Here is a 14,935-nt window from a genome sequence, read left to right on the forward strand (position 1 = left end):
TAGGTTAAGTAAAGTTACAAATACTTTACCAAAAATGGTTTAATGACTTTCTGTCAGTGTTATAAATTTTTTACCAGGGAAAATATATACCTTTGTATACAGATTAAAAAAACTATGAGCCCAGAGATTGCAACTTATATCGGCTATGCCGCCTCCGTTTTCATTGTCCTTAGTTTTGTTTTAAAAGAGCTTCGAAAAATTCGGTTTGTAAACCTATTTGGTTGCATCTGTTTTGTAGTTTATGGCGTTTATAGCGGTATGCTATGGCCCATTATAATCCCTAATTTACTACTGTGTTTCATCCAAATTTACCATTTGGTAAAGAAGGATTAACCTATAGAGAAGAGAGAAAAGTTCCTATTTCTCAAACTTTGCTTAATTTTGCCATATGACCATTAAAGAGAAACAACAAGAAATTGTTAATGATTTCAATTTCCTAGAGGATTGGGAACAGAAATACGAGTATATAATTGATCTGGGAAAAGAATTAAGGGGCCTTTCGGAGGATAAAAAGACGCCTGAGAATTTAATTAAGGGTTGTCAGAGTCAGGTTTGGATCGATGCTAGCTACGAAAACGGGATTTTAACTTTTAATGCAGACAGTGACGGCATCCTTCCCAAGGGTATTGTTTCTTTGCTTGTCTCAATTTACAGTGGACACAGTACCCAAGAAATTTTAGACTCGGATTTTGACTTTATCTCTCAAATTGGTTTGCAAGAGTTTTTGTCACCCTCTCGAGCAAACGGTTTGATGGCAATGACCAAACAGATCAAATTTTATGCGGTGGCATTTCAATTAAAATCTTGATACGAATTCTCGCATATCGATTTTCTGCCTTCGGGGATGTTGCCATGTGCGTGCCTGTCGTCAGAGAATTTCTAGAACAGAATCCGGAAGTAGAGGTCATCTTTGTTTCAAGACAGAACTTTAAACCCTTGTTTTTTGATTTGCCGCGTTTCACTTTTGTGGGGGTGAATTTCGATGAATACAAAGGCGTATTCGGACTAAGGAAACTCGCAAAACAATTAAGACTAGACTATAGACCAGATTTTGTCGCGGATCTTCACGATGTACTGCGAAGTAAATTACTTGATCGGTACTTTCGGGCAAAGCGATTTAAAATTGCGGTATTGGACAAGGGGAAGGAGGAAAAAGAACGGTTAACGGACATTTGGCAGTTAGATAAAAAACCTTTAAAACGTACGGTGGAGAGGTATGCCGATGTTTTTAGAGCCTTAGGATTCTCCCTTACGTTATCCCATAAGTACCGAGGTATAAACCACCCTAAAGAAGGGATTGGAATCGCTCCCTTTGCTCAGCATCACGGAAAGATGCTACCTCTAGAAAAATCATTTGAGCTTGCACGCCTATTGTCGGCGCACCATAAAGTTTATTTTTTTGGAGGAGGAAAGAAAGAAGTAGAGATATTGGAACAGTGGGAATCCAAGATACCCAATTGTAAATCGGTGGCCGGTAAGTTTTCTCTTGAACAGGAGCTTGAGGCGATTTCAAGTCTTTCTGTCATGGTTTCTATGGATTCTGCAAACATGCACCTAGCAAGTCTAATGGGGACGCGCTGCGTTTCAATTTGGGGATCTACACATCCCTATGCAGGCTTTCTTGGCTATGGACAAAGTCCGTTGGATGTTGTCCAAGTTGACGATTTAACTTGTAGACCTTGTTCAGTCTTTGGAGACAAAAGATGTTACCGTGGAGATTACGCCTGCTTAGAGGAATTGCAAATTCAAAAAGCGTATGATAAAGTGATGGGGGTATTTGATATTTCTTGATAGGAAAGGTATTCACTTTTTTACCATAAACTAAAAACTTCTCAATTGCTTGAGAAGTTTTTTTGTGGGCGGTACTGGGCTCGAACCAGCGACCTCTGCGATGTCAACGCAACGCTCTGAACCAACTGAGCTAACCGCCCAAAAAAAAACTTCAACATTTGTTGAAGTTTTGTGGGTCCTGAGGGATTCGAACCCCCGACCCTCTGGGTGTAAACCAGATGCTCTGAACCAACTGAGCTAAGAACCCTTATTTTTGGTTCGGCAAATATACGACCTTTTTTTATTTCTCCAAATTTATTTCTAAAAATTCTCCTACTACAAAGTTGCTACCGCCAATGAATACAATATCAGAATTTTTAACATTTTGTTTTGCAGCAAGATATCCCTCTTGCACGGAGTTAAAAATTTTGTAATTTATTTTCGCTTTTTTTAGCAAGGTCTCGTATTCTTGGGGGTTTCGACCTCTTTCGATCGCGGGCTTTACAAAATAGTATTGGGTATTCAAGGGAAGGATTTCCATGACCTGCTCAATCTTTTTATCCTTGACAAAGCCAAGCACGATATGCTTATAGACAGCTAAGGATTCAAGTTGGGCAAATACTTCGATTAAACCTGCATGATTGTGCCCTGTATCGCACAAAACGAGAGGGTCGTGAGAGAACTCATACCATCGGCCTAGAAACTGCGTATTTTCTTGCACCTTGAGTAAGCCTTGTCTTATTTGGTCATCAGAAATCTGAGCGCCCATTTTCCGTAGCTCATGTAGGACGCTAAGCGCGACTTTACTATTCTTTTTTTGATAGTTTCCTTTTAAGTCTGTGCTTGGGACTGTTTTAAGTTCTGTAGCGTCTATAAATGGTGAATTTAGTTCGATAGCTCTGTTCTGAAGGACTAAGGCGATGGCGGGGTTTAATTCTCCGGATACAATCGGAACCCCAGGTTTTATGATGCCCGCTTTTTCCCCGGCAATTTCTTCTAAGGTCTCTCCGAGAAGATCGGTATGGTCCAGGGCAATGTTGGTGATGGCGCTCACCAAAGGAGTGATCGTATTTGTCGAATCTAGCCTTCCTCCTAAACCCACTTCTATAAGGGCATAGTCCACTTTGGAATGTGCAAAATAGCAATAGGCTAAAAGAGTCGTATATTCAAAGAAAGAGGGTTGAAAATCAAGTGGTAAGGTTTGTATTTTTCGTAGAAATTGAAAGACAAAGCCTTTGTCAACATTCTCCCCATTGAGTTTAATTCTTTCTGTGAAATCAATAAGATGAGGGGAGGTGTAAAGCCCTACTTTGTATCCCGCTTCTTGCAAAACGGAGGCGATCATACTGCTTGTGGATCCTTTTCCGTTTGTGCCTCCAACATGGATGCATTTTAATTTTTTCTCAGGGTTTCCAAAAAGTTGAGTGAGTGTTTTGATGGACTCTAGTCCAGGTTTGTACGCGCTCTTTCCCTGTTTCTGATAATTCGGAATTTGACTAAATAGCCATTGAAGTAATTCATCGTACTCCTCTTGCTTAAATTCAGTTGGGTCTGAGGAAGAAAAGTTTGTGTCCATTAGAAGGTGATGCGATAGGTTCCCGTGGATGAGCTTGTGCTTTTCTCGGCTTTTACATACTGTTTGACCCAGGAGACTGAAGTCGAGCTTACACAGGGGTCAGAAACACCTCCCGTGCGTCGTGCACTCGTCACGTTACCCGATTTGTCTACGGAATAACTGATGGTGATGGTTCCTGAGGCATTGCACTTATGCGAGGGCTGATTTCCTCCTCGTCCCATGGTGCCTGGAATGTAGGCGATTAACTTACGATCCACTCCGATTTTGCTGTCTCCACTAGAACTACCTCCTAATGGATCTCCTTGGTTTCCAGAACCGGTTGTGCTTCCTTGAGAGCCGTTTGCGGTACCGCGTCCTCGGATTAAATTTCCAATGGCAGCGGTTCCTTTTGCGTCTCCTTTTTCAGTTGTGGCCGCTTTCTTCTTAGGCGTGGAAGTGGATTTAGTCGGCGTCGTCTTTGCTGCTGTTTTTGATTTGGTCGCTGTGCTTTTGTCCACTTTTGCCACCGCCATATTTTTATTGGTTCCCACAATTACTTTTTGTTCTACAGGAATTGCGGGCTCTACTTTAGGTTGAGGGTCTTCAGTGGGCTCTTGAATGCTACTAGACTCCGATCCGTCTTGTGTTGCAGGTTCCTCTAGAGATTCTCCCGTGGTGTTGTCACCAAAATTCATAAGCATTGTGGTAAAGACCTGTTCGTGAGGAATAAGTTTCGAGAATTTGTAGAAATAAAGTGCAATGAGAGTTCCTACGGAAAGAAGTACCGTAAGAATTATACTTTTAAGTCTGTCTTGCTTTTCTTTATTACTATGTTCTAGCGTCCTGTTCATTATTCTTTTTGAAGCGTGGCAATGGCCAAATTAAATTTATGTTTTTCTGCAATCTCCATGGCGTATACCACATCTCCATGCTTTGTGTTTTGATCTGCTCTAATGGTAAACGTAGGGTTTTCTTGTCCTTTTAATGCGCTTACGAGAAGGGGCTCTAGTTCTTCTTTTTGAATCACTTTGTCATTTACATAATAGTTTCCATCCGCGTTAATAGTGACCGTGGTGGGGTCTTGAGCAGAAGTGTTCTGGGTAGAGGCCTGCGGCAATTTTACTTCGATAGAACTCTGGGCAATGGCCGAGCTAGTGATCATAAAAAATATGAGCAAAAGGAAAATGATGTCCGTCATCGAGGCCATGCTGAATTCGGCACTGACACGATTTCTTCTTTTTAGTTCCATTAGATCGGTTGGTTTAATGTGTCAAGAAAATCATTGACATGCGTTTGAATTTTTAATACCATACGGTCGACTTGCGTGACTAGAAAATTGTAGAAAAAGTAGGCAGGGATTCCTATGAATAAACCCGCTGCTGTAGTTGCCATTGCGGTATAAATACCCGAGGCAAGTAGTTTTGGACTTACGGCTCCAGTCACGGTTGATATCTCAAAGAATGCCATAATCATTCCAATTACGGTTCCAAGGAATCCTAGCATTGGCGCGGCACCCGCAGCAGAAGCAAGAAGGTTTAAATTCTTCTCAAATTTAGAAACCTCTAGTTGTCCTTGATTTTGCATGGCATTGGAAATGTCAGAAATGGGTCTTCCCACACGGGCGAGTCCTTTTTCGATCATGCGAGACTCAGGCGAGTCAACGGATTTGCAATAGTCGATTGCGGTTTGAATCTTTCCTTCTTCAACAAAGTCTTTGATGTTCTCAAGAAAATTGGGTGTCGTTTTGGAAGATCTTTTCAAAAAGAAGTATCTCTCCAGAAAGATATAAAGAGCGAGTACCCCTAGGAGGAAGATAAGAACCATAATTAAGTTTCCGATAAACCCTCCTGAGGTTAAAATCTCCCATAATGAAAACACGTGTACTTCGCTTGGAGCGGGTTGAATCAACTGGGTGGTAGGCTCTACGGGAGCGCTGGTAACGGTTTGTACAAGGGTAGTGCTGTCCTGCATGTTATTTTTCTTTTAAATACCACCTGAATTTCTATAATCACGGGTGGAAAGTGTGTAAGTTAATAAATTATAAAAAGACCTATTGTTCCTCGATGAACTCAGGATCGAGTTCTTCAAAATGACATTTGAGTTTAAAGGGAATAGGTGCGCCTGAGTCCGTATAAAAATCATCAATTTGACCTGACCATACAAGTTCCATACGCTCGGAGGGATCCGAGGTGAATTCGAGACGATTTTCATAAAGGAAAGCGTCCTGATCTGTATATAGATCTACTTCACTATAGACAAGCTCCTCATTTTCTTCGATTTCAAAAGTTTGTCCCGGAAGCTCATTCTGCTCTAAAGGATAATCAAAAATACGAAGTGCAATCTGAGGAAATGGGTATTGAAGGGAATCATCCTCCACATGATCTTGGTTCTCGTCTGTAATGATTTCGACTTCTAAGAAATGTTCATTGTTCAGGTAGACCGCTTTGGAATAGGAATTTTTAATATGGTACTTTAAGGTCTCCTCTGGATGGTAAATTTTTAGAACCCCTTTCATGGCTTTGATGTCACAATTAATTTGTTAAAGATTATTTTATACGATTGACAAAGATAGAAAATTGATTGAAAGACCGAAGTGTTTTGTTTCAATATTTAAAAGGTGAAATATCCTAATCTGGTATCGCGTAGCAAACGATTTAAAGTAAATAATTGCTAATTTAGCCTCTCAAATTTGACTTATGAAAACTCTATACCTAAAAATCTTCATATCGTTACTTTTCCTTGCCTTTGTTGGAAGTTGCAAGAAGAAAGACATGCCATTAACCAAAAGCACTCCTGTGGAAATAGATTCCATTGCAGCGCATTATTATGAGCAATATCTAAAAATGTACCCGCTAGAGGCTACCATGCAAGGAGACTCGAGGTACAACGATCTTCTGCCCATAGACATCGACAAAGATTTTATTTCGGGAGAGATTGCATTCTATAACGATGTGCAAATCCAGCTTGATCAGGTGTCGTATGAGGAACTGTCGGAGGAAAAGAAAGTCGTATTTGATGTGCTGGATACTCTTTTGAAAGACAAGATTGAACGCTATGCCTACCATCCGGAATACATCCCCTTTACACAGTTTTCAGGTCTTCCTTTGGATTTTCCTATGCTAGGAAGCGGGCAGGGCGCGCAGCCCTTTGAAACGCAAAAAGATTACGAAAATTGGTTGAAACGAATGAATCAGTTTCCCAATTGGATGGACGCTGCAGAGGAAAACTTTAGATTGGGAATGAAGTCGGGAATGGTTTTGCCGAAAGTTCTTGTATTAAGAATGATTCCGCAGCTCCGTGCCGCAGAGATCACCTCTACGGACTTCGCCACCAATATTTTCTACGGTCCATTACGCGATATGCCTAAGTCGTTCTCCGAAAAGGAGGCTGCCAAATGGCGCAAGGCCTACAAAAGCGTGATCAATGGAAAGATAATTCCTGCTTATATCCGGATGGCTGAGTTCTTAGAAAAAGAATATCTGCCAAAAGCTAGACTTACCGATGGATACAACTCCCTCGCGAAAGGAAATGACATTTACTCCTATTATGTAAAGAGCTGGACTACGACAGACAAGACTCCGAATGAAATTCATGAGATTGGACTTAAAGAAGTTAGCAGACTTCGCTCTGAGATGGAAAAAGTGAAAGCAAGCGTGGGGTTCGAAGGGAGTTTAGAGGAGTTTTTGACGTTTGTGAAAACGGATAAAAAGGCAATGCCTTACACCAGCGCAAAGGAAATTCTAAAAGGTTTTAATTCCATCCTGGAGAAAATCACCCCTAAATTAGGTACGATGTTTCATCACACACCGAAAACCCCTTTCGAGATTCGTCAAACTGAAAAGTATCGAGAGGCTTCTGCGAGTGCTGAATATAGACAAGGAACTCCGGACGGAGAAAGACCTGGAATCTTTTATATTCCCATTCCCGATCCCACCCGATTTAATGTGACCTCGGGAATGGAGTCCCTCTTTTTGCACGAAGCGATTCCAGGGCACCATTACCAGGTTTCTCTACAGCAAGAAAACGAATCCCTTCCAAAATTCATGCGGTTTGGATGGTTGGGTGCGTACGGAGAAGGTTGGGCCCTCTACGCAGAGTCTTTAGGTCCTGAACTGGGGCTTTATACGGATCCTTATCAAAAGTTAGGTTCATTAAGTGATGAAATGCTTCGAGCTGTACGACTCGTCATTGATACGGGTCTGCATACAGGGACAATGAATCGAGAAGAGGCGATCAAATATTTCTTAAGCAATGTAGCTTACGATGCTGCCGGTGCAACGGCAGAAGTGGAGCGCTACATGGCAATGCCAGGTCAGGCACTCAGTTATAAAATGGGATCTATGAAGATTCAAGAACTACGTGCCCGTTTTGAAAAAGAGTTAGGAGCCAAATTCAATCTGGCCGATTTCCATGACCAGATTCTGAATCAAGGTTGTCTCCCATTGAATGTATTAGAGCGAAAACTAGAATCCTACTATTCGAATCTTTAGCAGTAAAGTGTAGCAACTATTCGATTTTTTCAACATGAATATATTTCGGTTCAATTCCAGATATATTTTTTGATTGACATCCATAATATATAAATCTTTAGTTATATATAATTATTTCAATCATTCGTGAAAAAAGTGTAAATTTGTAGTCTTAACACCGTTGCTCGCATTTAGCGGGCAAGATGTAAAACAAATTAGAAAATGAGTATAATTGTCGTAGAAGACAACGTAGAGATTTGTTCCATGATAGAGGAGATTCTACGTGAGGAAGGGCATAAGGTTAGAAGCTGTACCAATCCAATGATCGTCTTCGAGATGATTAAACAAATGAAACCTAAGTTAATCGTCACCGATATGCTAATGTCGGGAATAGACGGTCGTGAGATCTGCCGACAACTTAAATCGGATTCAGAAACTAGCTCGATAAAGATCCTATTAATGTCTGCTCATCCTAATTCCTTTGCATTAAGTGAGGCGGTAGGAGCGGATGGACACATTTCCAAACCTTTTGAAATAGACGAATTTGCTACACTTGTGAAGCAAATGCTCGTTTAAGATTCGAAAAGCAATTTCGTTAAAAAATCTTTTTCTAAACTTCCTCGTGCAGGGGAATATTCTCTACCGTAGTATATGATTTGTAGGTGCAGTTTGTTCCATGTGTGTTTTGGGAAGAGACTTTTTGCATCTTTTTCCGTTTGGACGACATTGATTCCTGAACTTAACTTCCAACGGAATAAGAGTCGGTGAATGTGCGTATCTACCGGAAAGGCAGGCACTCCAAAAGCTTGACTCATCACGACAGATGCGGTTTTATGACCTACGCCAGCTAAAGCTTCTAGTGCTTCGAAGGAGTCGGGAACAATACCCTGATGACGTTCGAGCAATTGCTCTGCCATTAAACGCAGGTTTTTTGCTTTGGTATTAGAGAGTCCGATTTGTTTTATGAATTCTTTGATTTCCCAAACTTCTAATTGAACCATTTTCTCTGGTGTGTCTGCGATTTCAAATAAGGCGGGCGTAATTTGATTTACTTTTTTATCTGTACTCTGTGCGGATAGGGCTACCGCAACAAGCAGTGTATAGGGATCTTTGTGGTCTAATGCGATGGGTGGATTCGGGTAGAGCTTTTCCAATTCTTGTTGGATAAGAAGAGCTCTTTGCTTTTTTGTCATAATAGCGCTAAATTTGAACAAATTTAAGAATTATGCTGCAAGTAGGAGATAAGTTTCCATTATTAGAAGGGAAAAACCAAGAAGGGGAAATCGTAAAATTGAAAAATTTTTTAGGGGGCCCGTTTGTGGTGTTCTTTTATCCTCGAGCAAGCACACCGACGTGTACCGTGGAGGCGAAAAGTCTTCGGGATGGATATAGTGATTTAAAAGCCCAAGGGTACGAAGTGATTGGCGTTTCGAGCGACAGCGTGGCAAAGCAAAAAAACTTTCATTCAAAAAATGAATTGCCTTACGATTTGATTGCCGACGAAAATAAGAAGTTTGTCGAGGCCTTCGGCGTTTGGAAAGAAAAAAAGAATTTTGGAAAAACCTATATGGGCATTGTTCGTACCACTTTTGTTTTTGATAAATCTGGCGTATGTATTAGAGTGATTGAGAAAGTGAAAAGTCAGGAAGCAGCAGCTCAAATTCTTGAAAATTCTTAACTCTCGTAATACAGAAGTTCTTCCTCCTCGTCAGGTAAAATTACAGTCCTTTTGAACTTTAATCCCAGTTTTTGAATTAACTTCTGAGAAGGTAGATTGGTTTTTGATGTGATGGCCGAGACTTTTTCTAAATCAAACTCCTCAGAAAGTTTATCGATTAAATACTTCGCAGATTCGTATCCGAAGCCTTGATTTTCGTACGCTTCAAAGAGAGCAAAGCCAATATCAGGAACCTCTAACCCCGGACGAACATACAGTCCACAGGTGCCTATTTTTTCCTGTGTATCCTTTTCAATTAACGTATAATTACCAAAGCCGTATTGACTGTATTGAGGCTCTATTCTCTCTTGGATATAGCGCATCGCTTCTTCGCGAGTCTTAACACCCCGATCACCAATGTTCTGAATGAACTTAGGTGAGTTTAAGAGGTTAAGCATCATATCGGCATCGTCAATGCTCGTGGGGCGTAGTATGAGTCGCTCTGTTGTGTATTCTTTCATAATATCGTTTCAAATTTAGCCTTATAGTCAGGTGTAATCTTTCGCACTAAATCGTTTGAAAAAGACAATAGCCGACTCTAGGAGGCGGCTATTGTGATTTAGTAAGGCGTAGAAAAACTCTACTGTTCTATTTTACAATAGTCATTTCCTTAATAAGGTGACCTGCACCTGCATATTTGTCAATGATCCAAAGTACGTAACGTGCGTCAACGCTAATGGTTTTTTGCCATTCTTTTTCGAAAACAATATCCCCAGAAAGTGCTTCTGAGTTTCCGTCAAAGGCAAGTCCAATTAACTCTCCGTTACCGTTTAGCACCGGCGAACCTGAGTTCCCCCCTGTGATGTCATGGTCAGATAGGAAGTTCACAGGTAAGTATCCCGCAGGATCTGCATACTGCCCGTAATCTTTTTGTGCATTCAGATCGATCAGTCTTTGTGGAAGATCGAATTCTTCATCTCCTTTTTTGTATTTCGCAACGGTACCGTCAAGATCCGTATAGAAGTTGTTCGTGATTCCGTTGTAGTTGCGATCGTCTCTCATGGGAAGAGTTGAGATTTTACCAAAGGTAATTCTCATAGTCGAATTTGCATCAGGATAGAATTCTTTTCCTGGGTGCGATTTTCTAAGACCATCAAAATAGAGTCGGTTGCTGTCTGCAAACTTGTCGTCTTGTTCTGTGTATTTTGCTGCACTTTCTCTTGAACTTTCAAGGTAGGCATTTACCAATCGGTAAACAGGATCTTGATCTAATCTAGGTCCGTATGCGAATGTAAGAAAATGCATTGCAGATTCTTTAGTTGCAAAGATTGAATTCTTTGCTAGTTCATCTAGAATCGAAGTGTTTAGATTTCTAAATGCAGGCGACGCAGCTGCGAAAGGAACTTTTTTCTTGTAAAGAACAATCATTTCTTCAAACATTTGTTGTTCGAGTTCAGGATTGAACTTCTCGTATAGAGATTCGATACGTTCTGCAGTTGATTTTTTAAGTTCCGCTTTTTTTGCAGGATCTGTCTCTGCAAGATAAGCTTTGTACATAGAGCCTAGCGTTACGGCATAACGGAAGTATTTCGCATTACGTGTCATTTGCGAGGCATAGTTTCTTTCAATACCACGGGCAGCCGTCGCATTGTAATAGCTTTGCATGTTGCTAAGTACATCTCCATAAAGAGCCTTGTTTTCGTCTTGGTTTGCCCAAGTCTGGAACACTTGCTCTACTTTTTGCTTGTCTTCAATTGTACCGTTCTTTTTTACAGACTCAATGGTACCTTGTCTGTTTTTCCAGTAATTCGCCACGCTCGCGTACTGAGATGCGTAGTTAAGTTTGGTTGCTTGGTCTTTGTCCATGTAAGATTTCATTACATCCATGGCAACTTTGGAAGCATCCACCCAGGCTGGATAGTCTTTGTTAACCAATTGGTCAATCCCGTAAGAGGTCATGTAACGATTGGTACGTCCAGGATATCCAACGATCATTGAAAAATCACCTGGCTTAAAGGATTTAAGAGAAACCGGTAAGTGGTGCTTTGGTTTCAAGGGAACATTCTTTGCTGAAAAATCAGCTGGATTGTTAGTTTTATCTGCATAAACTCTGAAGACAGAAAAGTCACCGGTATGTCTTGGCCATTCCCAGTTGTCTGTGTCTCCTCCGAATTTACCGATGGAGTTTGGAGGAGTACCCACCAAACGAACGTCGTTATAGTCTTGGTAAACGAAATAATAAAATTCATTTCCATTGTAGAAATCTTTCACAGACACTACATATTTCCCGTTTTCGGAGTTTTCCGCTTGAATAGCTTTGTATTCCGCGTTAATAATAGACTGTCTTTCCTCTTGAGACATCTGGTTGTTTAGTTTGGAATTGATTCGTTCTGTTACGTCATCCATTCTTACTAAGAATCGAACCGAAAGTCCTTTTGCAGGAAGCTCTTCGCTTCTTTTCATGGCCCAGAAGCCGTTTGTAAGGTAATCGTGTTCAGGGGTTGATAGAGCTGCAATTTGTCCATATCCACAATGGTGGTTAGTAAACAAAAGCCCTTCTTGGGAGACCATCTCTGCAGTACAACCTCCACCGAATTGAACAATCGCGTCTTTAAGGCTTGAATTGTTTACAGAGTAAATTTCCTCTGGAGTTAATTTTAGTCCTTGCTTTTGAAGATCCTGACCGTTCAATCTTTTTACAAGCATCATTAGCCACATTCCTTCGTCCGCTCTCATTTGAACGAAACTTAAAAGAAATGTACATAGTAAAAATAGTTTTTTCATTTCTAGATTTAATTTTTAATTGGACGCAATTTAAGTATTTTTTGTGGGAATCAAAATGGGATTTATCGAGAATTATACGTGGAGAGCCTTAAAATTGACAAAATCCGCGAGGATAAAGTCAATTTGAGAGTCCTTTGGTCTCTTCACGATGCAAAGGAATGAGGCTGTGTCTTTTAGAAAGGCTAGGATGCAAACGAGTCAATTATGGAATGGGATTCCGAAGTGCATTTTTATTTTTTTCCTCCAGTCTATTGAAGTGATTGGGCCTATGTAGGATGTGGATGGCGACTTGAATCAACAAATCCTGGTAACGCAGTATAGAGACCAACGGATTTTTCATTAAATTTGTACTCGACGAGAATAAATTATGCTTGAAAAGAAAGAACATACTTATGAACAGGCCGTTTTGGTCGGTTTAGTTACAAAGGATCAGGACGAAGAGAAGTTAACTGAATACATGGATGAGTTAGAGTTTCTAGCGTATACAGCGGGAGCTACTATCGAAAAACGATTCACCCAAAAACTTTCAAAGCCGGATCCAAAAACCTTTGTGGGTTCTGGAAAGGCAGAGGAGATTAAGGAATTTATCAAGGAGCATGAGATTGGAACTGTGATTTTTGATGATGAACTCTCACCCTCCCAGTTAAAAAACTTGGAAAGAGATTTAGAGGTTAAAATCTTGGATAGAACCAATCTTATACTTGATATTTTTGCGCAACGAGCGCAGACTTCCTACGCAAGGACGCAGGTGGAATTAGCTCAATATGAATATTTACTACCTCGATTAACGAGAATGTGGACTCACCTTGAGAGACAGCGAGGAGGTATTGGGATGAGAGGACCAGGAGAGACCGAAATTGAAACCGACCGAAGGATAATTCGCGATCGAATTTCCCTCTTAAAAGAGAAACTAAAAACGATTGATAAGCAGATGCATACGCAGCGTCAAAACCGTGGAAAAACGGTTAGAGTCGCACTTGTAGGGTACACCAATGTTGGAAAATCCACGTTAATGAATGCGCTTTCTAAATCCGAGGTTTTTGCGGAAAATAAGCTATTTGCAACGCTTGATACAACGGTACGAAAAGTGGTGATAGGAAATCTTCCTTTTTTACTAACCGATACGGTTGGATTTATTAGAAAGTTGCCGACTCAACTAGTAGAGAGTTTTAAGTCCACATTAGACGAGGTGAGAGAAGCGGACCTTCTAGTGCATGTGGTTGATATTTCACACGAAAGTTTTGAAGATCATATTGATTCGGTCAATAAAATTCTTACTGAAATTGGAGCTAGGCAAAAGCCCACGATTATGGTGTTTAATAAAATAGATGCCTTTGCTTACGAACCGAAAGAAGGGGACGATTTAACCCCATCCTCCAGAAAAAACATTTCCCTTGAGGAATGGAAAAAGACTTGGATGGCAAAATCTGAGGTTCCTACTGTCTTTATTTCTGCGCTCAACAAAGAAAACTTCCCAGAGCTTAAAAAGCTTCTTTATGACGAAGTGTACCGATTGCATATCGCTCGTTTTCCATACAATGATTTACTCTTTGAATATTTCGAAGACGACGAGTCGCTTGAGGATTAAAGTTTGAAAATGTGGAGTATACCGCAAAGGATTTGCAGGAGGCTTTAGCCCTGCTAGCACAGGAGGATCGAAGAATAAAAAATACTCGATTTTTTAAAACGGGGGTAGGAGACTATGGTTTTGGTGATGAGTTTTTGGGCGTGACGGTTCCTGATCAACGAAAAATTGCGAGTTCTCTTTATTCCCTATCCCTAGAGGAGCTTCAGAAGGTACTGCGCTCCTCAATTCACGAACACAGAAGTTGCGCGTTGTTTATTCTTGTGCTAAAATTCGAAAAAGAAAACAAGAGTGAAGAACGAATGGAGATCGTTAGGTTCTACTTAGAGAACCTCTCCTGGGTCAATAATTGGGATTTGGTTGATAGTTCATGCTATAAAATCTTAGGCAGACATTGTTACGAAACGAACTCAGCGGCGATCCTTCATGAACTTGCCCAACGGAATGATCTCTGGGCTAATCGTATTGCAATTGTATCCACCATGTTTCACCTCAAGAAAGACGTGTACGAATTAACCAAAGAACTTGTGTTAAAGAATAAAAATCATTCTCATGATTTGATGCACAAAGCCAATGGTTGGCTTTTGCGCGAAATGGGCAAGCGTAACGAGGACGAACTGATTGAATTTTTGAAATTGCATTCGAAGGGGATGCCTCGAACAACCCTTCGGTATGCTATTGAGAAATTGGATCCAATCTGCAGAGCAAATTTTCTAAATGCAAAATTTTGATGGAAGCACTGCCAATTGTAAAGAATTTTGTTCATTATTTCCTTCATTTTGGACTTCCCCTTCTAATCGCATTTTTCTTCTATCGATCGGAGTGGAAAAAGGCATATCTTGTCTTACTGTTAACTATGCTAGTGGATTTGGATCATTTGCTTGCCACGCCTATTTTCGATCCTAACCGAAATAGCATTGGATTTCATCTGCTTCATTCGTATCCCGTAATTGCTGTGTACGCAGTATGTGCCCTTTTCACAAAAGGATATTACCGTCTTTTCTTTCTTGGACTTTTGCTTCATATGTGTACCGATTTCCAAGACTTTTATCTCTGGCAATAGGCTGAAAATGTTATTAGTTTTTTAGATTGAATAACCTACTTTTAATAGATTA

17 protein-coding genes and 2 tRNA genes are annotated in these 14,935 nt (G+C 40.5%); 9 read left to right on the plus strand and 10 right to left on the minus strand.

Going from position 1 to position 14,935, the window contains the following annotated elements; genetic code table 11:
• Nucleotides 1–114: 114 nt before the first annotated feature.
• From ACX3PU_RS01280 to ACX3PU_RS01290, 3 genes are read left to right on the plus strand one after another with little or no spacing between them, the layout of a single operon-like run.
• Complete coding sequence (locus tag ACX3PU_RS01280) at nucleotides 115–333, plus strand: uroporphyrinogen decarboxylase (protein WP_459083024.1); 219 nt, start codon at nucleotides 115–117, stop codon at nucleotides 331–333.
• Between the two features lie 55 nt (nucleotides 334–388).
• Nucleotides 389–808 carry a SufE family protein gene (locus ACX3PU_RS01285; protein WP_459083026.1) on the plus strand — a complete coding sequence of 140 codons (420 nt, stop codon included), beginning with the start codon at nucleotides 389–391 and terminating at the stop codon, nucleotides 806–808.
• A complete protein-coding gene (locus tag ACX3PU_RS01290) occupies nucleotides 808–1,791 on the plus strand; it encodes a glycosyltransferase family 9 protein (RefSeq protein WP_459083484.1) in 984 nt (327 codons plus the stop codon). The genes ACX3PU_RS01285 and ACX3PU_RS01290 overlap by 1 nt, the downstream gene beginning before the upstream one ends.
• A 65-nt stretch (nucleotides 1,792–1,856) precedes the next feature.
• On the opposite strand, the gene ACX3PU_RS01295 is transcribed toward ACX3PU_RS01290, so the two are convergent.
• The 7 genes from ACX3PU_RS01295 to ACX3PU_RS01325 form a co-directional block, all read right to left on the minus strand.
• Nucleotides 1,857–1,931, minus strand: a tRNA-Val gene (locus tag ACX3PU_RS01295).
• Nucleotides 1,932–1,963: 32 nt separating this feature from the next.
• Nucleotides 1,964–2,038, minus strand: a tRNA-Val gene (locus ACX3PU_RS01300).
• A gap of 33 nt (nucleotides 2,039–2,071) precedes the next feature.
• Nucleotides 2,072–3,346: a bifunctional folylpolyglutamate synthase/dihydrofolate synthase gene (locus ACX3PU_RS01305; RefSeq protein WP_459083028.1), complete on the minus strand. Its 1,275-nt coding sequence runs from the start codon at nucleotides 3,344–3,346 to the stop codon at nucleotides 2,072–2,074.
• Nucleotides 3,346–4,176, minus strand: a complete 831-nt coding sequence (locus tag ACX3PU_RS01310; RefSeq protein WP_459083030.1) for a ferric siderophore ABC transporter substrate-binding protein — start codon at nucleotides 4,174–4,176, stop codon at nucleotides 3,346–3,348. Before ACX3PU_RS01310 ends, ACX3PU_RS01305 begins: the two co-directional genes overlap by 1 nt.
• Nucleotides 4,176–4,574, minus strand: coding sequence for an ExbD/TolR family protein (locus tag ACX3PU_RS01315; RefSeq protein WP_459083032.1), 399 nt, complete (start codon nucleotides 4,572–4,574; stop codon nucleotides 4,176–4,178). The genes ACX3PU_RS01310 and ACX3PU_RS01315 overlap by 1 nt, the downstream gene beginning before the upstream one ends.
• Nucleotides 4,574–5,296, minus strand: a complete 723-nt coding sequence (locus ACX3PU_RS01320) for a MotA/TolQ/ExbB proton channel family protein (protein WP_459083034.1) — start codon at nucleotides 5,294–5,296, stop codon at nucleotides 4,574–4,576. The genes ACX3PU_RS01315 and ACX3PU_RS01320 overlap by 1 nt, the downstream gene beginning before the upstream one ends.
• Nucleotides 5,297–5,375: 79 nt before the next feature.
• Entirely contained in the window at nucleotides 5,376–5,840 is a 465-nt protein-coding gene (locus ACX3PU_RS01325; protein WP_459083036.1) for a hypothetical protein, read from the minus strand.
• A gap of 181 nt (nucleotides 5,841–6,021) precedes the next feature.
• On the opposite strand from ACX3PU_RS01325, the gene ACX3PU_RS01330 reads away from it, so the two are divergent.
• Nucleotides 6,022–7,815: a DUF885 domain-containing protein gene (locus ACX3PU_RS01330; RefSeq protein ID WP_459083038.1), complete on the plus strand. Its 1,794-nt coding sequence runs from the start codon at nucleotides 6,022–6,024 to the stop codon at nucleotides 7,813–7,815.
• A 201-nt stretch (nucleotides 7,816–8,016) separates the two neighbouring features.
• Complete coding sequence (locus tag ACX3PU_RS01335; protein ID WP_459083040.1) at nucleotides 8,017–8,370, plus strand: response regulator; 354 nt, start codon at nucleotides 8,017–8,019, stop codon at nucleotides 8,368–8,370.
• On the opposite strand, the gene ACX3PU_RS01340 is transcribed toward ACX3PU_RS01335, so the two are convergent.
• The gene (locus ACX3PU_RS01340) at nucleotides 8,367–8,987 is read right to left on the minus strand and encodes an endonuclease III domain-containing protein (protein ID WP_459083042.1); all 621 of its coding nucleotides are present in this window, start codon (nucleotides 8,985–8,987) and stop codon (nucleotides 8,367–8,369) included. The two genes, ACX3PU_RS01335 and ACX3PU_RS01340, sit on opposite strands and share 4 nt — an antisense overlap.
• 32 nt (nucleotides 8,988–9,019) lie before the next feature.
• On the opposite strand from ACX3PU_RS01340, the gene bcp reads away from it, so the two are divergent.
• Nucleotides 9,020–9,472, plus strand: coding sequence for a thioredoxin-dependent thiol peroxidase (gene bcp, locus ACX3PU_RS01345; RefSeq protein WP_459083044.1), 453 nt, complete (start codon nucleotides 9,020–9,022; stop codon nucleotides 9,470–9,472).
• Here bcp and ACX3PU_RS01350 read toward each other — a convergent pair.
• Nucleotides 9,469–9,972, minus strand: coding sequence for a GNAT family N-acetyltransferase (locus ACX3PU_RS01350; RefSeq protein WP_459083046.1), 504 nt, complete (start codon nucleotides 9,970–9,972; stop codon nucleotides 9,469–9,471). The genes bcp and ACX3PU_RS01350 overlap by 4 nt on opposite strands.
• A 127-nt stretch (nucleotides 9,973–10,099) precedes the next feature.
• Nucleotides 10,100–12,235, minus strand: coding sequence for a S46 family peptidase (locus ACX3PU_RS01355; RefSeq protein WP_459083048.1), 2,136 nt, complete (start codon nucleotides 12,233–12,235; stop codon nucleotides 10,100–10,102).
• Between the two features lie 367 nt (nucleotides 12,236–12,602).
• Between ACX3PU_RS01355 and hflX the strand changes: the two genes are divergently transcribed.
• From hflX to ACX3PU_RS01370, 3 genes are read left to right on the plus strand one after another with little or no spacing between them, the layout of a single operon-like run.
• Nucleotides 12,603–13,823 carry a GTPase HflX gene (hflX, locus tag ACX3PU_RS01360; protein WP_459083050.1) on the plus strand — a complete coding sequence of 407 codons (1,221 nt, stop codon included), beginning with the start codon at nucleotides 12,603–12,605 and terminating at the stop codon, nucleotides 13,821–13,823.
• 11 nt (nucleotides 13,824–13,834) lie between these two features.
• Nucleotides 13,835–14,551: a DNA alkylation repair protein gene (locus tag ACX3PU_RS01365; protein WP_459083052.1), complete on the plus strand. Its 717-nt coding sequence runs from the start codon at nucleotides 13,835–13,837 to the stop codon at nucleotides 14,549–14,551.
• Nucleotides 14,551–14,883: a DUF6122 family protein gene (locus ACX3PU_RS01370; protein ID WP_459083054.1), complete on the plus strand. Its 333-nt coding sequence runs from the start codon at nucleotides 14,551–14,553 to the stop codon at nucleotides 14,881–14,883. Before ACX3PU_RS01365 ends, ACX3PU_RS01370 begins: the two co-directional genes overlap by 1 nt.
• Nucleotides 14,884–14,935 lie beyond the last annotated feature (52 nt).

The sequence above is a fragment of the Chryseobacterium sp. A301 genome, from assembly GCF_054489425.1.